The sequence below is a fragment of the Metabacillus sp. KH_069 genome, assembly GCF_057838075.1.
In genome coordinates this window covers 1493973-1510589 of sequence record NZ_CM174460.1, presented here as the reverse complement: position 1 = coordinate 1510589, position 16617 = coordinate 1493973, and the positions used below count along the sequence as shown (strand labels likewise).

At 41.1% G+C, this 16617-nt stretch carries 20 protein-coding genes and 1 pseudogene; 7 read left to right on the top strand and 14 right to left on the bottom strand.

Translation table 11 applies throughout. The features are described from left to right. Positions 1-58 precede the first annotated feature (58 nt). Positions 59-868 carry a hypothetical protein gene (locus tag AC3ISE_RS07465; RefSeq protein ID WP_489223692.1) on the top strand — a complete coding sequence of 270 codons (810 nt, stop codon included), beginning with the start codon at positions 59-61 and terminating at the stop codon, positions 866-868. Between the two features lie 74 nt (positions 869-942). Then, complete coding sequence (locus tag AC3ISE_RS07460; RefSeq protein WP_489223691.1) at positions 943-1281, top strand: hypothetical protein; 339 nt, start codon at positions 943-945, stop codon at positions 1279-1281. Between the two features lie 57 nt (positions 1282-1338). Here AC3ISE_RS07460 and AC3ISE_RS07455 read toward each other — a convergent pair whose 3' ends face one another. Then, positions 1339-1797, bottom strand: coding sequence for a MarR family winged helix-turn-helix transcriptional regulator (locus AC3ISE_RS07455; protein ID WP_489223690.1), 459 nt, complete (start codon positions 1795-1797; stop codon positions 1339-1341). 729 nt (positions 1798-2526) lie between these two features. After that, entirely contained in the window at positions 2527-3102 is a 576-nt protein-coding gene (locus AC3ISE_RS07450) for a molybdenum cofactor guanylyltransferase (RefSeq protein WP_489223689.1), read from the bottom strand. 207 nt (positions 3103-3309) lie between these two features. On the opposite strand from AC3ISE_RS07450, the pseudogene AC3ISE_RS07445 reads away from it, so the two are divergent. Beyond that, positions 3310-3393, top strand: a pseudogene (locus AC3ISE_RS07445) (DNA polymerase beta superfamily protein); the annotation flags it as partial. A gap of 277 nt (positions 3394-3670) precedes the next feature. On the opposite strand, the gene fbpA reads toward AC3ISE_RS07445, so the two are convergent. Both fbpA and AC3ISE_RS07435 read right to left on the bottom strand, forming a co-directional pair. Continuing rightward, the gene (gene fbpA, locus AC3ISE_RS07440) at positions 3671-3856 is read right to left on the bottom strand and encodes a Fur-regulated basic protein FbpA (RefSeq protein WP_070879423.1); all 186 of its coding nucleotides are present in this window, start codon (positions 3854-3856) and stop codon (positions 3671-3673) included. 412 nt (positions 3857-4268) lie between these two features. Beyond that, positions 4269-4424 carry a hypothetical protein gene (locus AC3ISE_RS07435; RefSeq protein WP_165970943.1) on the bottom strand — a complete coding sequence of 52 codons (156 nt, stop codon included), beginning with the start codon at positions 4422-4424 and terminating at the stop codon, positions 4269-4271. A gap of 191 nt (positions 4425-4615) precedes the next feature. Here AC3ISE_RS07435 and AC3ISE_RS07430 point away from each other — a divergent pair, with 191 nt between their 5' ends. Then, complete coding sequence (locus tag AC3ISE_RS07430; protein WP_133311544.1) at positions 4616-4945, top strand: MerR family transcriptional regulator; 330 nt, start codon at positions 4616-4618, stop codon at positions 4943-4945. A gap of 135 nt (positions 4946-5080) precedes the next feature. On the opposite strand, the gene AC3ISE_RS07425 is transcribed toward AC3ISE_RS07430, so the two are convergent. The 3 genes from AC3ISE_RS07425 to AC3ISE_RS07415 form a co-directional block, all read right to left on the bottom strand. After that, the gene (locus tag AC3ISE_RS07425) at positions 5081-6808 is read right to left on the bottom strand and encodes a methyl-accepting chemotaxis protein (protein ID WP_489223688.1); all 1728 of its coding nucleotides are present in this window, start codon (positions 6806-6808) and stop codon (positions 5081-5083) included. 391 nt (positions 6809-7199) lie between these two features. After that, positions 7200-7355: a hypothetical protein gene (locus AC3ISE_RS07420; protein ID WP_154318085.1), complete on the bottom strand. Its 156-nt coding sequence runs from the start codon at positions 7353-7355 to the stop codon at positions 7200-7202. Between the two features lie 20 nt (positions 7356-7375). After that, entirely contained in the window at positions 7376-8629 is a 1254-nt protein-coding gene (locus AC3ISE_RS07415) for a helix-turn-helix domain-containing protein (protein WP_489223687.1), read from the bottom strand. A gap of 301 nt (positions 8630-8930) precedes the next feature. Here AC3ISE_RS07415 and AC3ISE_RS07410 point away from each other — a divergent pair, with 301 nt between their 5' ends. Continuing rightward, positions 8931-10058 (top strand): S8 family peptidase, encoded by a 1128-nt coding sequence (locus tag AC3ISE_RS07410; RefSeq protein ID WP_489223686.1) that lies wholly within the window; start codon positions 8931-8933, stop codon positions 10056-10058. A gap of 44 nt (positions 10059-10102) precedes the next feature. Here AC3ISE_RS07410 and AC3ISE_RS07405 read toward each other — a convergent pair whose 3' ends face one another. After that, positions 10103-10516, bottom strand: a complete 414-nt coding sequence (locus tag AC3ISE_RS07405; RefSeq protein WP_070879419.1) for an organic hydroperoxide resistance protein — start codon at positions 10514-10516, stop codon at positions 10103-10105. A 117-nt stretch (positions 10517-10633) separates the two neighbouring features. Here AC3ISE_RS07405 and AC3ISE_RS07400 point away from each other — a divergent pair, with 117 nt between their 5' ends. Both AC3ISE_RS07400 and AC3ISE_RS07395 read left to right on the top strand, forming a co-directional pair. After that, positions 10634-11074, top strand: a complete 441-nt coding sequence (locus tag AC3ISE_RS07400) for a MarR family winged helix-turn-helix transcriptional regulator (RefSeq protein ID WP_489223685.1) — start codon at positions 10634-10636, stop codon at positions 11072-11074. Between the two features lie 96 nt (positions 11075-11170). Then, on the top strand, positions 11171-11347 hold the full coding sequence (locus tag AC3ISE_RS07395; RefSeq protein ID WP_489224289.1) for an aspartyl-phosphate phosphatase Spo0E family protein: 177 nt from the start codon (positions 11171-11173) through the stop codon (positions 11345-11347). Between the two features lie 394 nt (positions 11348-11741). Here the strand turns inward: AC3ISE_RS07395 and AC3ISE_RS07390 are convergent, their stop codons facing one another. From AC3ISE_RS07390 to AC3ISE_RS07365, 6 genes are all read right to left on the bottom strand, one after another. Further along, on the bottom strand, positions 11742-12143 hold the full coding sequence (locus AC3ISE_RS07390; protein ID WP_489223684.1) for a hypothetical protein: 402 nt from the start codon (positions 12141-12143) through the stop codon (positions 11742-11744). A gap of 49 nt (positions 12144-12192) precedes the next feature. Further along, on the bottom strand, positions 12193-12525 hold the full coding sequence (locus AC3ISE_RS07385; protein WP_133311551.1) for an AbrB/MazE/SpoVT family DNA-binding domain-containing protein: 333 nt from the start codon (positions 12523-12525) through the stop codon (positions 12193-12195). Between the two features lie 136 nt (positions 12526-12661). Beyond that, entirely contained in the window at positions 12662-13666 is a 1005-nt protein-coding gene (locus tag AC3ISE_RS07380) for a LacI family DNA-binding transcriptional regulator (RefSeq protein WP_489223683.1), read from the bottom strand. A gap of 169 nt (positions 13667-13835) precedes the next feature. Then, a complete protein-coding gene (locus tag AC3ISE_RS07375) occupies positions 13836-14804 on the bottom strand; it encodes a sugar phosphate isomerase/epimerase family protein (protein WP_489223682.1) in 969 nt (322 codons plus the stop codon). A gap of 14 nt (positions 14805-14818) precedes the next feature. Then, a complete protein-coding gene (locus AC3ISE_RS07370; RefSeq protein ID WP_489223681.1) occupies positions 14819-15577 on the bottom strand; it encodes a sugar phosphate isomerase/epimerase family protein in 759 nt (252 codons plus the stop codon). A gap of 12 nt (positions 15578-15589) precedes the next feature. Then, positions 15590-16615 (bottom strand): Gfo/Idh/MocA family protein, encoded by a 1026-nt coding sequence (locus AC3ISE_RS07365; RefSeq protein ID WP_133311555.1) that lies wholly within the window; start codon positions 16613-16615, stop codon positions 15590-15592. Between the last annotated feature and the right edge of the window lie 2 nt (positions 16616-16617).

Genomic DNA, 16617 nt, shown 5'->3' with positions numbered 1-16617 from the left:
TATTTAAGCGGGCGGCAGTCAAAAATAAGCCATACCCTTACATATTTGGAGCCGATTTATGCCTAATTTCATCTGGTTTTTCATGCTGTTTCTCATAAGCCTGTTCCTTGCAGCAGCTGCTGCAAAAAAGGACCGGCACATGCTGATTCCCTTATGGTTATTTAATGCAGGTCTTGCATGCATTTTCGAGATTATCATTTTCGTTTTCTGCCATTCATACACATATAAGCCCGGAGTCTTCAGAGACCACTTCTATGACAGCACGTTTGGATCGCTTTTCAGCCAGGTCATGACTGTACCGATGACCGCTGTCGCCATCGCCTTTTTCAGACTCAGTGTTCCAGTCATGCTGCTGATCAGTTTTTGCATATCTGCCATAGAGGTCCTATTCTTGCATTTAGAAATATACGAGCATCACTGGTGGAAAACTTACTTTACAACCGCTTTCCTTCCTGCTGCATTCTATATTTCTTCCGTCTGGTACAGCCTTTTGAAAAAAGGGAATCTCACAGCAAAAAAGATGTCCCTCTATTTTATGAATGTAACAATCACTCTTTCCTTAACCTGGGCTGCAACTGTTCCTTTATCTATGTATCATTTTCAGCCAGGCTGGTTTTCGGATGCAGCACGTGATCATATTGCGGGCAACTCCATCTTTTATTGCCTGGCAAGCTTGATTTACACACTTATGACGCTGTCCAAAAACAAATCAGCCATGGCGCTTATATTTATAAGCTTGCTTAGCTTTCAAGGCATACTATTTCAGCTCGATACTGTCATAAGCGCAAACGGATTTGCTATATTCGCAGGTCTGCATTTGTTTTTTTCAGCAGTAAGCGGTCTTATTTGGATTTCTTTTTTTAAATAAACATTTCTTTCAATTAAGAAAGAAATCGTTTATACTTTAAATAGTAATGATTACGTTTTAAAAGGTGAAATAACATGAATACAACATTATTAGACTTGTTAACGAAACAAATCCTTGCTGCCCTGCCAAGTGATAAACGGGAGCTCTATCGATTTATTGAACATGCGGAGGAAAAGCTTGCACAAAAGGCAAAATCAAAAGACCAGTTCATTCAGCTGCTCGTCAGGCATTCACCCTATAAGCAGGCCGCAGAACACTTTTGCATGACCTATGATCAGACGGCCCGACTCATGCAGGAAATTGAACATGAAGTGAATACAAAGCTTGACATTCAAATCAGAAACATCAAATGGGTGGATTATACAAAGAAAATGAATGTGGAGAATGCGTACTTTTTTCTGTTTAAACAATAAAAAATCTCATGAAAAATGATCAATTCATCAAAAAAATCCCGCCATCTGCGGGATTTTTTAACGAAACAATAAATGCTGGCTATGAACGCCTGCTTTTTTCAGCAAGGCCATGAGCTGCTGCTGCTCTTCAGTTGAAAGCCCCGAAAAGGCGCGCGCCATTCTAAGCGTGTGAATCGGGTAAATTTCATCCAGATAGGATTGTCCTTTTTCAGTCAGCTTCGCATAGACAGACCGTTTATCTTTTGGATCTTGTTCACGGTAGATAAATTCATTTTTTTCAAGCTTATCAATGACATAGGTCACATTGCCGCTGACAAGCAGCAGCCTTGAGCCGATTTGCTGAAGCTTTTGCGGGCCCTTCGTGTAAAGCAGTTCAAGCACGGAAAATTCCGTCGGATTAAAGCCGTGTTCTTTGCTGTCGCGGATGGAGTGCTCTGACACACTTTTAAAAGCTCTTGCAAACGTTTTAAATAAATTCAATGAAAGTTCAAGTTCTTCATCTGTATAAGACACCATTCTCATCGCCCTCTTACTTTAACATTCTCAAAATGTCTTAAAATTCACACAGTTCTATCATTTATTCTACTATCAATCTTGTGTTTTTTGAAGTAGTTTCTTTATTTGAATCACCAGATTCATAGGGTGCATCATTATGGTCTAATGATTTCCTTATTAATGTAAATTGGACCTTTTGGGGAACCATATCGGCCCTTTGATTCCTCTTTTCCTTATTTTGAACTGCTTAGTGGAATCATACAGAGCCTTTGATTCCTCTTTTTCTTAATTTGATCTGTTTAGTGGAATCATACATGGCCTTTGATTCCTCTTTTTCTTAATTTGATCTGTTTTGTGGAATCATACAGAGCCTTTGATTCCTCTTTTCCTTATTTTGAACTGCTTAGTGGAATCATACAAAGCCTTTGATTCCTCTTTTTCTTAATTTCATCTGCTCAGTGGAATAATACAGGGCCTTTGATTCCTCTTTTACTTAATTTGATCTGCTTAGTGGAATCATACAGAGCCTATGATTCCTCTTTTTCTTAATTTGATCTGCTTAGTGGAATCATATAAGGCCATTGATTCCTCTTTTACTTAATTTGATCTGCTTAGTGGAATCATATAAGGCCATTGATTCCTCTTTTACTTAATTTGATCTGCTTAGTACAATCATACAGGGCCTTTGATTCCTTTTTGAGGGATTTGACCTGCTTTTTGGGATCATACAGGTCTATCCCCCATTACTAATTAGAACTGGCCATCTCCTAATATCCTCAAATCTTCTCGCCTATTAATATTGGCAAAACGGCCGGGATTTTTGAAATTAGATTCGTCTAAATAGACGGGATTCAATTGATCCAGCAAGGTCATCATCTTTAATTGTTTTTGATCTAATAATCTCTCAATCTCGGATAAAGCCGAGCAATGATATAAGGCGCATAGAGGATGATATTTTCCGTGTATGATTGGGATGACAGCCGGCTGTTTTTCAGTGATGCCTGATAGAAGAGCTGTCAAAATCTCCTGATCAATAAGCGGCATATCGCATGCCAGTACGAGATACCATTCTGCCTGAACCTCTTTCATAGCTGTATATAGTCCTGCGAGAGGGCCCATTCCCTTATATTTGGGGCTATCCCCGAAAAATTGAACATTCTCATTAGAATGATCTGTTCGCCCGATAACTGCCACGGTTTCTGTTACCGCTTTCAAATTCTTTAAAGCAAAATCCAAAAAAGTACTTTCTTCGTAAGGCTCGAGTGCTTTATCTGAACCAAACCGCCGTGACTGTCCGCCGGCTAAAACGATACCTGCAAGTTTCATTCCCAATTAGCCCCTGCCTTCACATCTTTTTCTCATCTTAACACACAATGATTAGTGGAAGCTATTATCTCTAATTTCATTTTATAAGGAAAATGGAAACGAATGAGGAAAATCATTGAAGAAGCACTGCGGGAGTGATCGAAGAATTAAAATATCTCCATCTTGTATGCCTGTGAATCAGGAAGCAGAGCCTGAGGCTATCACTCTGATGAAAGCGACTATGATATCCGCTTTATCTATATAAGAAAGAAAAATTGGTTTTTGGAGATTGATAGGGGGAGTTTTGATTAGGGGATTTTGTATGCACAGTGGGTGCTGAACCATCAAACGTTTTCCTCTCAGTCACCTGCAGCGCAGCAGCAGAAAGAGATATTTCTTATATTGCTCGCAAGAAAAAAAGCCGGAGACGAACTCGACTTTGAACCGAGGCTATCATTATTACATGAATTTATCGAAAGCAGCAGGCGTGAAATTGATTCTGTCATCCGAAAAGTTCCTCCAAGCCCCAATAAAGACAAGATCACATACAGGTTGAATGCTCTTTTTTTAAACACTCTGAACTCAGGGTTCAAACAGACTTTTTATGTGAAAGCTTGATTAGAGGGATATTGTTATAAAAATAATGATATTCCTTTTTTAACTCTGACAGAGTCATGCTGCTCAAAACTTCTGGATTATAAATGCCAAGCGATAATAGCTTTTTGCAGTAAAAGGCTCTTTGATCTTCCAATGCTTTTTGAAATAATTTACTCATATTCTCATTTCCCCTTTCATTTTGTCCTCTCTTCACTCTACCCGCTAATTGTTGCCCTTCAGTTAAGTGAGTGTAAAAATTCACTGACATGTGTTAAAAAGCTGTAAATGGTCGACACTAGTTTCTAAATTGATCCAGGAGATGATGAAACAGTGAAGCATATTCGGCCGGCAGCTTTCCGCAGAAACCAGCATGATCAAGACATTTACTTCCTTAATACCCTTGAACCAAAGCATGAACAGCTCTTTTGCGCACGCCTCTCTATTCCAGATGAAAAGCTTCTATTTTTATGTGCATATGAAACGAATCTTAACCGTTTCGGTGATGTCACTTCATTATTCACAGAAGAATACATCCATGAGCTGACTCAATATTTGGCAGGCTATTCCTCCTCAATCCCCTCAGCAGCCAATCAGGATGATTTTTTCAAGAAGCCATTTTGCACAAAGCGCAGAAATTCATGAGCATCTTTCCCGATAACGGTCTGCAGATCCTCAAGCATCTCATCCCTCCTTACATCTAATTCCACTATTTTTTTGGCAATTTCAGCTGCCTTCTTCATGTCCATGCTGTCTCCTCCTTCAAACTCTTACTGTTAGTTTAATAAGAAACAAAACTTTTATCAGCATTCTTGTCAATAAACCTTACATACTATTTTCTTTTTCTTACAAACCATGTTAGATTTTCTCACAAAACTTCACTTTTCCAGTTCAGAGTGAGGTATAATTGGAAAAAGAATCTAATGTGCGGGGTGGAAAGATGGAACAGCACGACCACTCATATAAAGACAAAAAAGTAATTTCAATTGGAATTGTCAGCGAACTCACGGGTTTATCATTAAGGCAGATCCGCTATTATGAAGAAAGACATTTAATTTCTCCGCAAAGAACAACACGGGGAACAAGAAAATATTCATTTTCCGATGTCGAGAGGCTCATGGAAATCGCAAACAAACGTGAAGATGGCGTACAGACAAATGAAATCCTCAAAGAAATGCGAAAAAAAGAAATGCGAAGCAAACCGGATTACCGCAAAAAAATGCTCGAAGGCCAGCTTAACGCGCAATTTCATTTCCGGAATAAGAAATGAGGAGCAAAAAATTCATATCAATGATGCACAAAAAGCTCAGAGTCGTTATGCTCTGAGCTTTTTAGGTAAGGGTTCATTATAAATCATGCATAAAATCCAGCGGCATGATACTCGAATTTATTCAAACCGATATGTCTAAAACTGAAACCGATTAACGAGCCTGCTCAGTTTTCCAGACAAGTCTGATAAAGAATCTGCGTTGCTTGAGATTTCTTCCATGGACTGGCTGGACTGCTCTGCGGATGCGGCTGTTTGTTCAATTCCTGCAGCTGCTTCTTCCGATACGGATGCGATGTTTGATATGGATTCATTCATTAATTCACTGTTTTTCATGATCTGATTTAAATCCGTCTGAATGGTGACAATTCTAGTTGACATATCTTCAATAAAAGCTTTGATTTCAGAAAAGCTTTCCCCTGTATGGTGAATGGATTTTGCCCCTTTTACTATCTGCTCGTATCCGTGTCCAAGGTTTTCAGCTACTTCTTCTGTTTCTTTTCTGACATTGCCTACTATTTTATTAATATCAACAATCGACCTTGATACCTGTTCAGCAAGCTTGCGGACTTCATCTGCCACAACTGCGAAACCTCTCCCATGTTCTCCGGCGCGTGCTGCTTCGATTGCTGCATTCAGAGCCAGGAGATTGGTTTGGTCTGCGATGCTTTGAATGACGTCTACTAAAGTGGAAATCTGTCCTGACTGTTCATCAAGCCGTTTCACTTTCAGAACGGTATTTTCCATTAAATCATTAATGCGGTTCATTTGACTGACAGATTCGCTCATTAATGAGTAGCCTGTTTGTGATTGATTCAGCACTTCGGCAGAAGCTTTTGCGACAGCCTGGCCATTTTGGTTGGCGATGTATATCGAATTCATCAGCTCGCCCATTGTTTCAGCCAGATCGGACGCTGAGTTTGCCTGTGTTTCTGCACCTGAAGACAGCTCCTGCATAGTTGAGGCAATTTGCTCGCTGCCTGCCTTCAGCTCTTTTGATGAGGATTGAAGCTGTTCACTCTGCTCTGCAACAGATAAAGAGGCTCCTGAAATATCTTTCACAATGCCATTCAGCTGCTGATTCATTTCATTTACAGAATGGATGAGGTCGCCTATTTCATCGCGTGTATCGGATACAAGAGGCTCATGGTTCAGCTGACCATTCGAGATCGCCTTCATTCGCCTGACGATTGCCAAAATCGGTTTTGTGAGCATATTAGAAATCCGGATGGCCAGAAAGACACCGATTGCGACAATCACAACTGAAAACACAATCCCAAGAATATTAATAAACCGGCCTTGATTAATGATTGCATCTCCATCTTCGATAATGGTCTTTTCTCGTTCACTGGCGAGAGAATCAAACCCATCTGTCAGCTCATCTGCAAGATTTTGCACATCCCCGCGGAGCGTTTGATTCGCCGTTACTCTCATTCCGGAATCAAAGCTTTTAATGACTTCTTCTTCCACGATTTCTTCCCATTCAGCACTTTTTTCCATTAACTCGCGGCTTTTCGGGTTATCACTTTGGACAAGAAGTTTTTTCTGCAGCGCCTGACTTTCTTCAGTCAGCTCATAATATTGATCTTTATATTCATCTTTTCCATAAATAAAATACGCTCTAATAAGAGACACGCGCTGCGTAATATTATCTCTGAGCTTTCCTTCTGCGAGAAGCGACTGCATATCTTCCTGCACAATCTGCTTTGTCCCGCTGTTAACCATGCTGAAACCAACAATATTAAACGCCGCCATCAACAGACTGAGCACAATAATAACCGAAAAACTGCCGAGCAGCTTACCTTTTAGCGTAAATGATGCAAAGCTCTTTTTCTCTCTCGGCTTCCTTTTATTAAACCGTTTCATCCTTTAGGTGCCCCCTCTTTTCTGAACTATAGACAATATTCCTCACTTCAGTTCCATTTCTCCTGTGAAATAAGGCTCATATCTTGTTCATCGGCTATTTTGACAGAATATTAAGAGAGAGACTAAGAAAAACGAAATCAATTTCCTTCACCCGGCTGAACATGCAAACCGCACGAATTATTTTTCGAAAGCACACGAATTAAATTTGAAACCCCTCGAATTATTTCCAAAAGTACACGAATTAATTCGGAAACCCCATGAATTATTTCCGAAACTCCGCGAATTAATTTGGAAACCCCATGAATTATTTCCGAAACCCCGCCAAAAGCCGCGATGCTATTTTTCTGCAAGAAAAAAAAGACAGCGCTTATGCGCCGTCTTTCTCAAATATTTATACGATTTTCGGATGATCTGGTTCAGAAACGATTTTCGGGTGATCCGGCTCTGATACAATCTTCGGATGATCCGGCTCAGAAAATAATCCAACTCCTGCTGCAAATGCTAATGAAAAAACTCCAGCGGTGATGCCCATAACTATTTTTTTCATGACAAGCTCTCCCTTGTTATTTAGTTAGCATATGCCCTTTTCAAAGCGCTGCATACGATTTGGTAATATTGAACGGCTGATTTGTATTTGTGGCGATCTTCAAAGTAGGATGCCATAAGCTCTGAATATTCGATGATATACTGCTGTTTTTCGTGCTCTATAAAATAAGGGATAACGACTTCCATCATAAAATATTCAAATTCAGAAGTGAGATTATCCTGCAGTAAATATTCATAGATTTTAAAGTGATAGTGATATTCCTGATTAGGGTTATTTTCTAATATCGTCTTGCCCTCTACTATCCACTTCTCAGCCTCTTCTTTATTTTCTAACTGATAATAGGCATACAGAATCGAAAAAATGGTGCTTAATGATTCATTCTTATCTTTAAATTGCAGAGCTTCATTGTAGCGATCAATTGCCTGTTCATATTTTCTGGTGATTGAACTGAGATACCCCATATTGTGATAGATCATTCCAAGCAGACTTTTATCATTCAGCTGCTCGGCAATTTTCCTTGCCAGCAAGTAGCTTTCTTCTGAGCGGGTATGCTCTTCGCACCGCAAATAATTAATCCCAAGCAAGATCTGACACTCCGCACATCTCATTAGATCATATCTTGATTGATATATATTTAAAGCAAAGTGAGTGTACTGGATGACCAGTGCCGCTTTTCTTAATTGACTCAGAGTCAGGGCAATCGAATAATAGAGATCTGCTTCCTCCCACTTCTCAAACGGCAGGTGCTTCGTTAAAAAGCGCTCCGCTCCTTTAAGGTGCATAAGGGCTGAAGAATATTTACTTTGAAGATAGTGATGAAGGCCGACAAATTTCTCGTAATAATAGGTCATCTTTTCTTCGAAGATATCTTTGTACAAATTGATTTTTTCAAGCAATGCATCCGCTTCTGCAAACTCTCTTTCAGTCAGCAAATACCTGAATTCAAACAGTACAAAGTAAATCATGGCTGTAGTGTCACTTGATGATTGAATTTCTTTCTGCAGGTCAATGTACCTTTTTTTCAGATGATCGTGCTTGCGGTGAACGATATCATGGTACCAGTCAAATAAGGATTTCATCAGGGGGATTTCTTCTTCTTCGATGAGGTTGATCTCTAGTCTGCTGCATAAGTAATCAAGGACCTCAATACTTGCGGTCGTCTGATTGTTTTCGATTTTCGATAAGTAAGAAGTGGAAATGATGCCTCGTGAAAGTTCCTCCTGCGTCTTATTCTGCTGTATGCGATAGAACCTTATTCGACTTCCGATTTCCATATTCAGCACCTCATCTATACTAATCTGTATGTTTAGTTCTCTCTTTATTATGCCGAATCCTTTTGCTTTCGTATTGGGAAAATAGACTCAATTTTTCTGAATAATACATAAAATAAAGACCCATATTTCCCAATATCCAAAAATCCCAGGAAACATCCCTCCTATTTCTCCCTATTATTCCTGAAAATAGCCCCGCCTTTCCCAATACAAATGACTCTATTAAAATGGTAGCATAATTGATAGAATAGTCAAACTTTTTTAGACACTATGATTATTCTATACTATTTAAGGGGGTTTATTCATGAAAAAGTGGAAGGCTCTGAGTATTTTGTTTGCTTTTGTTCTGTTTTTTTCCATGATTTTTTCTGCACAGTCTGCAAACGCTATTTCAGCTAAGAAAGATTATTTAATAGGAATTAAGGCATCTGTCAAAGATTCTAAAGGTAAGGCAAACATAATCTCGGGTGCCGGCGGCAAGGTCAAGCATCAATATAAATATATGAATGTGGTCCACGCTTCTCTGCCTGATCAGGCAAGCGCTGCTCTTCAAAAGAATCCGAATGTCACTTTTATTGAGGAAGATTTTGAAGCAAAGGCCATTGGCCAGACCGTTCCATACGGAATTCCCCAAATAAAAGCAGATGCTGTTCAATCTTCGGGAGTAAAAGGCAGCGGTGTAAAAGTTGCTGTTCTTGATACAGGAATTGATGCCTCTCATGAAGATTTGAATGTTGCAGGAGGCGCAAGCTTTATTTCCTCTGAACCGAATCCATTTATAGATGGTGACAGCCATGGAACTCACGTAGCCGGGACTGTTGCTGCATTGAATAATTCAACAGGTGTTTTGGGCGTTTCCCCGGATGTCTCACTTTATGCTGTAAAAGTTCTAGATTCTTCTGGAAGCGGAACATACAGCGGAATTGCTCAAGGCATTGAGTGGGCGGTTGACAATGGAATGGATGTCATCAATATGAGTCTTGGCGGCAGCGCGGGATCAACTGCTCTGCAGCAGGCTGTCGATCACGCTTATAATAAAGGCGTTGTTGTTGTTGCAGCTGCTGGAAATAGCGGCACTAAAGGCAAACGAAACACAATTGGCTATCCTGCCAAATACAGTTCCGTTATTGCAGTAGGTGCAGTCGACTCAGCAAACAGCCGGGCATCTTTTTCAAGTGTCGGCTCAGAGCTTGAAGTCATGGCTCCGGGTGTCAGCATATTGAGTACGGTCCCAGGCAATAAATATGCCTCTTTTAATGGCACGTCGATGGCATCACCGCATGTAGCAGGTGCAGCCGCATTAATTCTTTCTAAATACCCGAACATGTCAAATATCGAAGTGCGGAACCGCTTGAAAAATACAGCTGTTCGACTTGGTGATCCATTTTATTATGGTGCAGGACTTATCAATGTACAGGCTGCAATCCAATAAAAAAAAGAGCTCGGTCCTTTTGGACATGAGCTCTTTTTCAGGTATTAGACAACTTTTAATTCAACCTCGATATTTCCTTTTGTTGCTTTTGAATAAGGACAAACGCCATGAGCTTTCTGTACAAGCTCTTCCGCTCTTTCTTTTGATATATCAGGAATGTGAACCTCTAAAATAACAGATAAGCCGAAACCAGAATCGTCCTTCCCGATCGAGACATGTGATGTAACAGATGTTTGGCCGATTTTTTCGCGCTCTGTTCTTGCTACCAGATTTAATGCACTGTCAAAGCAAGCGGAATATCCTGCTGCAAATAATTGCTCAGGGTTCGTTCCCTCTCCGCCTCTTCCGCCAAGTGCTTTTGGCATATCAATGGCAAGGTCAAGCTCCTTGTCTTTCGTTTGGACTCTTCCTTCTCTTCCGCCTGTGGCAGTTGCAGTTGCTGTGTAAAGTTTTTGCATGCTATTATCCCCTTTTCATTTTATACAATTAAATTGTACACAATTTGTTTTTGCAAAACTAATATAGCAACGTTATAATGGGTTTGTCAATCAATAAATGTCGGGAGCAATGAACCAATGCCATCAGAGAAACTTCCTCTCAGCCTGGAACATCAGCTTTGTTTTTCCATTTACGCGTGTTCCAGGGAGATGACAAAAATGTACAGACCCATTTTGCAGGAGCTTGAACTCACATACCCTCAATATTTGGTCATGCTTGTTTTGTGGGAGCATGAAAAAATGAGCGTGAAGGATTTAGGCAAGGAGCTCTTTTTAGATTCAGGCACACTCACCCCCCTTCTGAAAAGACTTGAAGAGGCCGGTCTGGTTGAGCGCATTCGTTCAAAAGCAGATGAGCGCAAAGTAGAAATCAGTTTAACGGCAAAAGGCCAAAACCTGAAAGAAGAAGCGCACCGTGTCCCAGAATACATGCTGAATTCAAGCGGTCTTTCGCGGGAAGATTTTGAGAGGCTGAATTACGAATTTCGAAGTCTGCTTAAAAAACTGACTTCTTTATAATTATTTTTCTTACAGTTGTTTATAACAGGTAAAAAGTGACGATATATAAACTATTCACGGATATTTAGCATGAAATGTGAGGTGATTCTCTTGAATATGGTAGATGTTCTAATTGAGAAATATCGGCAGGAAATGTTTGAAAGCGCCAAAAGAGACGGACTTACTTCCGTGACTACCCTAAAAGCAAGCCAGCAGCTTGACCGCATTTTGAATATCGGCATGCAGATAGAACCATCGAAATGGATGGAACGAAAGAATCAAGTATTGAACTAGCAAGTTTAAAAAAGCGGGAGCTCAGGCTATTAAACGAAGATCCGCTGTGAATATAAATGGGCAGAAATTTATTCTTTCACCTTAAAGGGCTGTCCAGAAAGTCTGTTTTCGCGTAATTATTGTTTTCGATTATAAATGTTGTCCGTTCCTTTCCGCTGCAGGAACTTGCTTTCCGCGGTCCGGTGTGAGCCTCCTCGGCATGCCTGCGGGGTCTCACATTTCGCTCTATTTCCCGCAGGAGTCAAGCTCCTTCCGCTCCAATCCACTCAAGATTTTTAACATGTAGTCTAAAACAACAAAGGTTTACGAATAGAGCCTACAGAAAAAAGCAGACAGGAAATAACATTTGTTTTCCTGCCTGCTTCATTTTAGAGACTTATTGGACAATCCCTTTTTACGGATTCTTTTTTTCTTCAACCACCTGATCCACATAATCAACGATCAGTTCATCTTCATCTGTTTCTCTCACGCGAAAGGCAATGGCCTTGGTCTCCTTTTGATCATCCTGATCATAATAGGCACGGAAAACATAAAAGCTTTCTTCTTTGATTACAAAATCTTCGAGTTCCAGATTGTCTATCTTCCACTTCTTTTTCAGCGAGATCAGCTCTTGAGGAGAATGATAGGCTCCTTCTAAATAGATGTCTCTCATATCTCTTTTATCTTCATCCAGAATGGCTTCAAGCATATCCTCAACCACAACAAGCCTCCGGTCACGGCCCTCATCTTCATCCTTGCATGCAGACAGGGACAGGGCAAGAAGACAGAGGATTAGAACCTTATGTATGTTTCTCACTTATTTACCCCCGTACAAACTGAAACCGGCCTGTGATGCGGCCGGCTGATCAGCTTGATAGTTTATTTGAACCTGTCATTTCATCTGGAGGAACAAAGGTCACTTTTTGCCCCTGTTCATTCCATTCTATCTTCAGTTTTTCTCCCACATCAATTTCACATATATTTCGAATCTCACTAGGTATGGTTATCGTTCCCTTGCTGCTTAAAGTTGTTTCGTTTTCAAAGGCGTTGTTATCATCCATGATTAAATCGATGGTTTTTCCATCTGTCTGAACGACGACCCGTTCACCTGTCTGTATGTTCAGTTTTTTTCGAATGTAGGAAGGGATCATCACTTGACCATTTGACCAGATTTTCACGAAAAATGGACCTGTTTTCAACGATATCACTCCATTCCTTTTAAAGATACCTTCTATTATAGCATGAAAAACGGTAAATTCCTTGTTTCACGCACTGACCTGCGGCTATGCTGCAGCCAAGACAGCACTAAAAAACAATCAGAGATCCTGATTGCTTTCAAGTCTCCATTTTTTTAGCAGCGCTGGTGGATTTTCTAAGGACAAGCTCTGTCGGCAGAATGTAATCTTTCCCTTCAATCCCCTCATTTAAAGCCTGGTAGATAAGATGAGCTGCGAGAGAACCTATTTCATAATTCGATTGCTTGACCGTCGAGAGCGGCGGCGAGATATATTGGGAAATTTCAATATCGTCAAAGCCGATGATGGATAAGTCATCTGGAATTTGCAGACCGGATTCTTTAAATGCTTTTAATGCTCCGACAGCCATCTCATCATTTGCACAAAAGACGGCAGATGGTGCATTTCCCTGCATCATAAGGATTTTGGCAGCAGAATAACCGCCTTCCCTCGTATATTGTCCCTGGAGGATCCAGCTTGGATGCAGAGTGATGGATGAGTCTTTAAGGGCCTGTTTATACCCTTCAAACCGAAGCTGGTTATCACGATTATGGGAAGGTCCTCCAATATATGCGAGCTCCTTGTGGCCAAGGTCAATTAAATGCTGTGTGGCCTGATAGCCTCCAGAAAAATTATCGACAAGCACGTGAATGATCGAATCGCTGTCAAGCTTCCGGTCAAGGACAATGATTGGAAAATCCTCTCTGACTGATTGAAGAATCAATTCATCCGGAAGGCTTTCAGCCAAAATAATGACGCCATCCACACGGCGTTCCTGCAAAAACTTCGAAGCTGTTGTCACATTGCCTCCGATGGAACTGCAGGCGATAAGACCATATTGATGAGTAAGCAGCGTGTCTTGTACACCGCGCATCAGTTCAGAATAAAAAGGTCCGGATAGATCCTGCACGATAATCCCGATTGTTTCGGTTTTGCTTCGTTTAAGGTCTCTTGCAATCCCGTTTTTTTGGTAGTTTAACGTTTTTGCAGCTTCGAGCACACGTTTTGCGGTTTCTGCATTCACTCTTGACTTATGATTTAACGCATAGGATGCTGTTGAAACAGCTACCCCTGCCAATTTTGCAACATCTTTGATTGTGGCCATACGTTTCTCCACCTTACTTTCCATGCTTCTTTCTAGTTGCCTGAGATGACTTTAACGGGGGATCTTCCCGGAGAGTTTGAGTGTGGGGAGACGGTCTATCGCCATTCAAACCGGCACGTAATGGCCGGTTTGAATGCGAAATAGAACCGATTTAACCTTAGAATACTGCTTAAGCCCACCACATATTCGTCGGCTGTTCTTTAATTAATACGCTTTTCAGGTTTGTGACCGCACGCTGGAAGCCTTCTTCAATCGACATGATCGGATCTTCATGCTCAATGCTCACAACATAGTCATAGCCGTATGTTCTAAGAGCGCTGATCATATCAGACCATTCCTGCATGCTGTGTCCGCAGCCGACAGAACGGAAATTCCATGCTCTTGACTGAATTTCGCCGTAAGGCTGCATGTCTGTCAAGCCATACATGTTGATGTTGTCCTGATCAAGGTATGTGTCTTTTGCATGGAAATGATGAATCGCTCCTGCTTTGCCAAGAATTTTAATGGCGCCTACAGGGTCAATGCCTTGCCACCATAAGTGACTTGGGTCAAGGTTTGCACCGATCGCATCACATGTTTCTTCTCTTAGTTTTAAAAGAGTATACGGAGTATGAACAAGGAATCCGCCGTGAAGCTCTAAACCGATTTTCACGTTTAGACTTTGTGCAAGCTCGCCGACTTCCTTCCAGTAAGGAATCAATTTTTGCTCCCACTGCCATTTTAATACGTCATTGTATTCGTTCGGCCATGGTGCTACCGGCCAGTTTGGATATTTTGCGTCTTCATGATCGCCTGCTGTTCCTGAGAAACAGTTTACAACAGGAACGTTCATTTCATTTGCAAGTTTAATTGTGTTAACCAAAGTTTCATGAGATTCAGCAGCAAATGCCGCATCCGGTGATATCGGATTGCCGTGGCAGCTGAACGCGCTGATTGTCAGTCCGCGTGAAGTGATTTTTTCCAAATACTCATTTTGCTTTTCTTTATTGCCTAGAAGTTCTTCTAAAGAGCAATGTGCATTACCAGGATAGCAGCCTGTTCCAATCTCAACAGCTTCAACACCTGATGCTTTTACGTAATCTAACATCTCATCAAGGTTTTTATCTGAAAATAAAACAGTAAATACTCCAAGTTTCATCGTAATCTTCCTTTCTATGCTTTTAATAGCTCGTCCATTTTTTTCGAATTGAGCGCAACTGCGTCCATTAAATCGCCTTCAAAGTGCTCCTGTTCAACGATAAACCATGGCAGCTCAAGCTCTTTTCCAAGGGTAAGCAATGATTTCATGTCAAGCTGTCCCGTGCCGATGACCGTGCTCTGCTTCTCGCCATTTGTTTCCTTCATATCTTTAATATGGAGGGTAACAACACGATCGCGCTGCTCTTTGATAAGAGCCAAAGGATCAAGTCCCGCAAAGGAAACCCAATAGCAGTCAAGCTCGAATTTTACAAGCTTTGCGTCCGTCTCATTCAGCAGAACATCAAAAGGTGTCTGCTGTCCGAATTGATGAAATTCGAAATCATGATTATGATATGCAAGCTGCAAGCCTTCCTGCTTAATGATTTCACCCGCTTTGTTCAATTCTTCTGCAATGCGCTTGTAATCATCAAGACCTGTTCTTTGCTCTTCCGTCAAATAAGGCATGATAATCAGGTCGTTTCCGATTTCCTGATTGTAAGAAATCACTTGTTTAAGCCCATCCCCCGTGATTTGGTCATAAGGCACATGACTCCCCGCTGCCTTCAGTCCATACTCTTTTAATGCTGTATTCAGACGATCGGCAGGCGTGTCATAATAGCCTGCAAACTGTACCCCTTCGTACCCGAGATCCGCCACTTTTTTCAAAGTGCCGAGAAAATCCTTTTCGAGCAGCGTTCTGATTGTATAGAGCTGAAGTCCTTTTTTCGTCATGATTTCTCCCCCTTATGAAAGTTTAACGATTGTTTTCGTTTCGTTTGACTCTAAAGCGCCAAGAACGATTTTAAGAGATTTATAGCCTTCTTCTCCGGAAACAGCAGGCTCCGTGTTGCCGATAATGCTGTCTACAAATTTATCGATGACTTTTGAAGATGTTTGTCCGCCTTCATCGTTTGATTGAATTTTGCCAAGTTCATAGTTTACTACTTCACCTGTAGTATATTGCGCAATTAAAGAGAATTCTGGATGATCTTCTAAACGAAGAACGCCTTTTTCACCGTAGATGACTGTTGCATTATCTTCTTTGCTGTAAGACCAGCTCGCTGCGAGAGACCCCATAATGCCGCTTTCTGTTTTTAACACACATACTGCATTATCATCAACATCTGCGCCTTCTTTAGCAACTGTATCAACGAATGCTGCCACTTCTGTCACTTCTTCGCCAAGGATGTAGCGCATTAAGTCCGCTTTATGAACACCAAGGTCTCCCATTGCACCGATAAAAGCGTCTTCTTTCTTGAAGAACCAGCTTTCGCGTCCGTCTGCACTCCAGCCTTCAGGACCGCCGTGGCCAAATGCCGTACGGAAAGAGAATACTTTGCCGATTTCTCCGTTTTTGATCAGTTCTCTAGCTTTTTCATGAGAAGGCACAAAACGCTGGTTGTGGCCGATCATAAGCTTGCGGCTGTTTTCTTTTGCAGCTGCGATCATTGCTTCTGCTTCTTCTTTTGAAGTAGCCATTGGCTTTTCACAAAGAACATGCTTGCCTGCATTAAGCGCATCAATTGAAATTGGCGCATGAAGGGCATTTGGAGTACAAACGCTTACAGCGTCAATCTCTTCAAGGGCAAGAAGCTCTCTGTAGTCTGTGAATGCTTTTGCATTGTATTGCTGTGCTGTAAGGTTTGCACGGTCTTCGTTAATATCGCAGACAGCAACGATTTCAGCAAATTTGTTTCCAGCCCATTCTGGCAAATGTCTGTGCTTTGAAATGCTTCCGCATCCGATAACGCCGATTTTTAAAGTTTTCATGA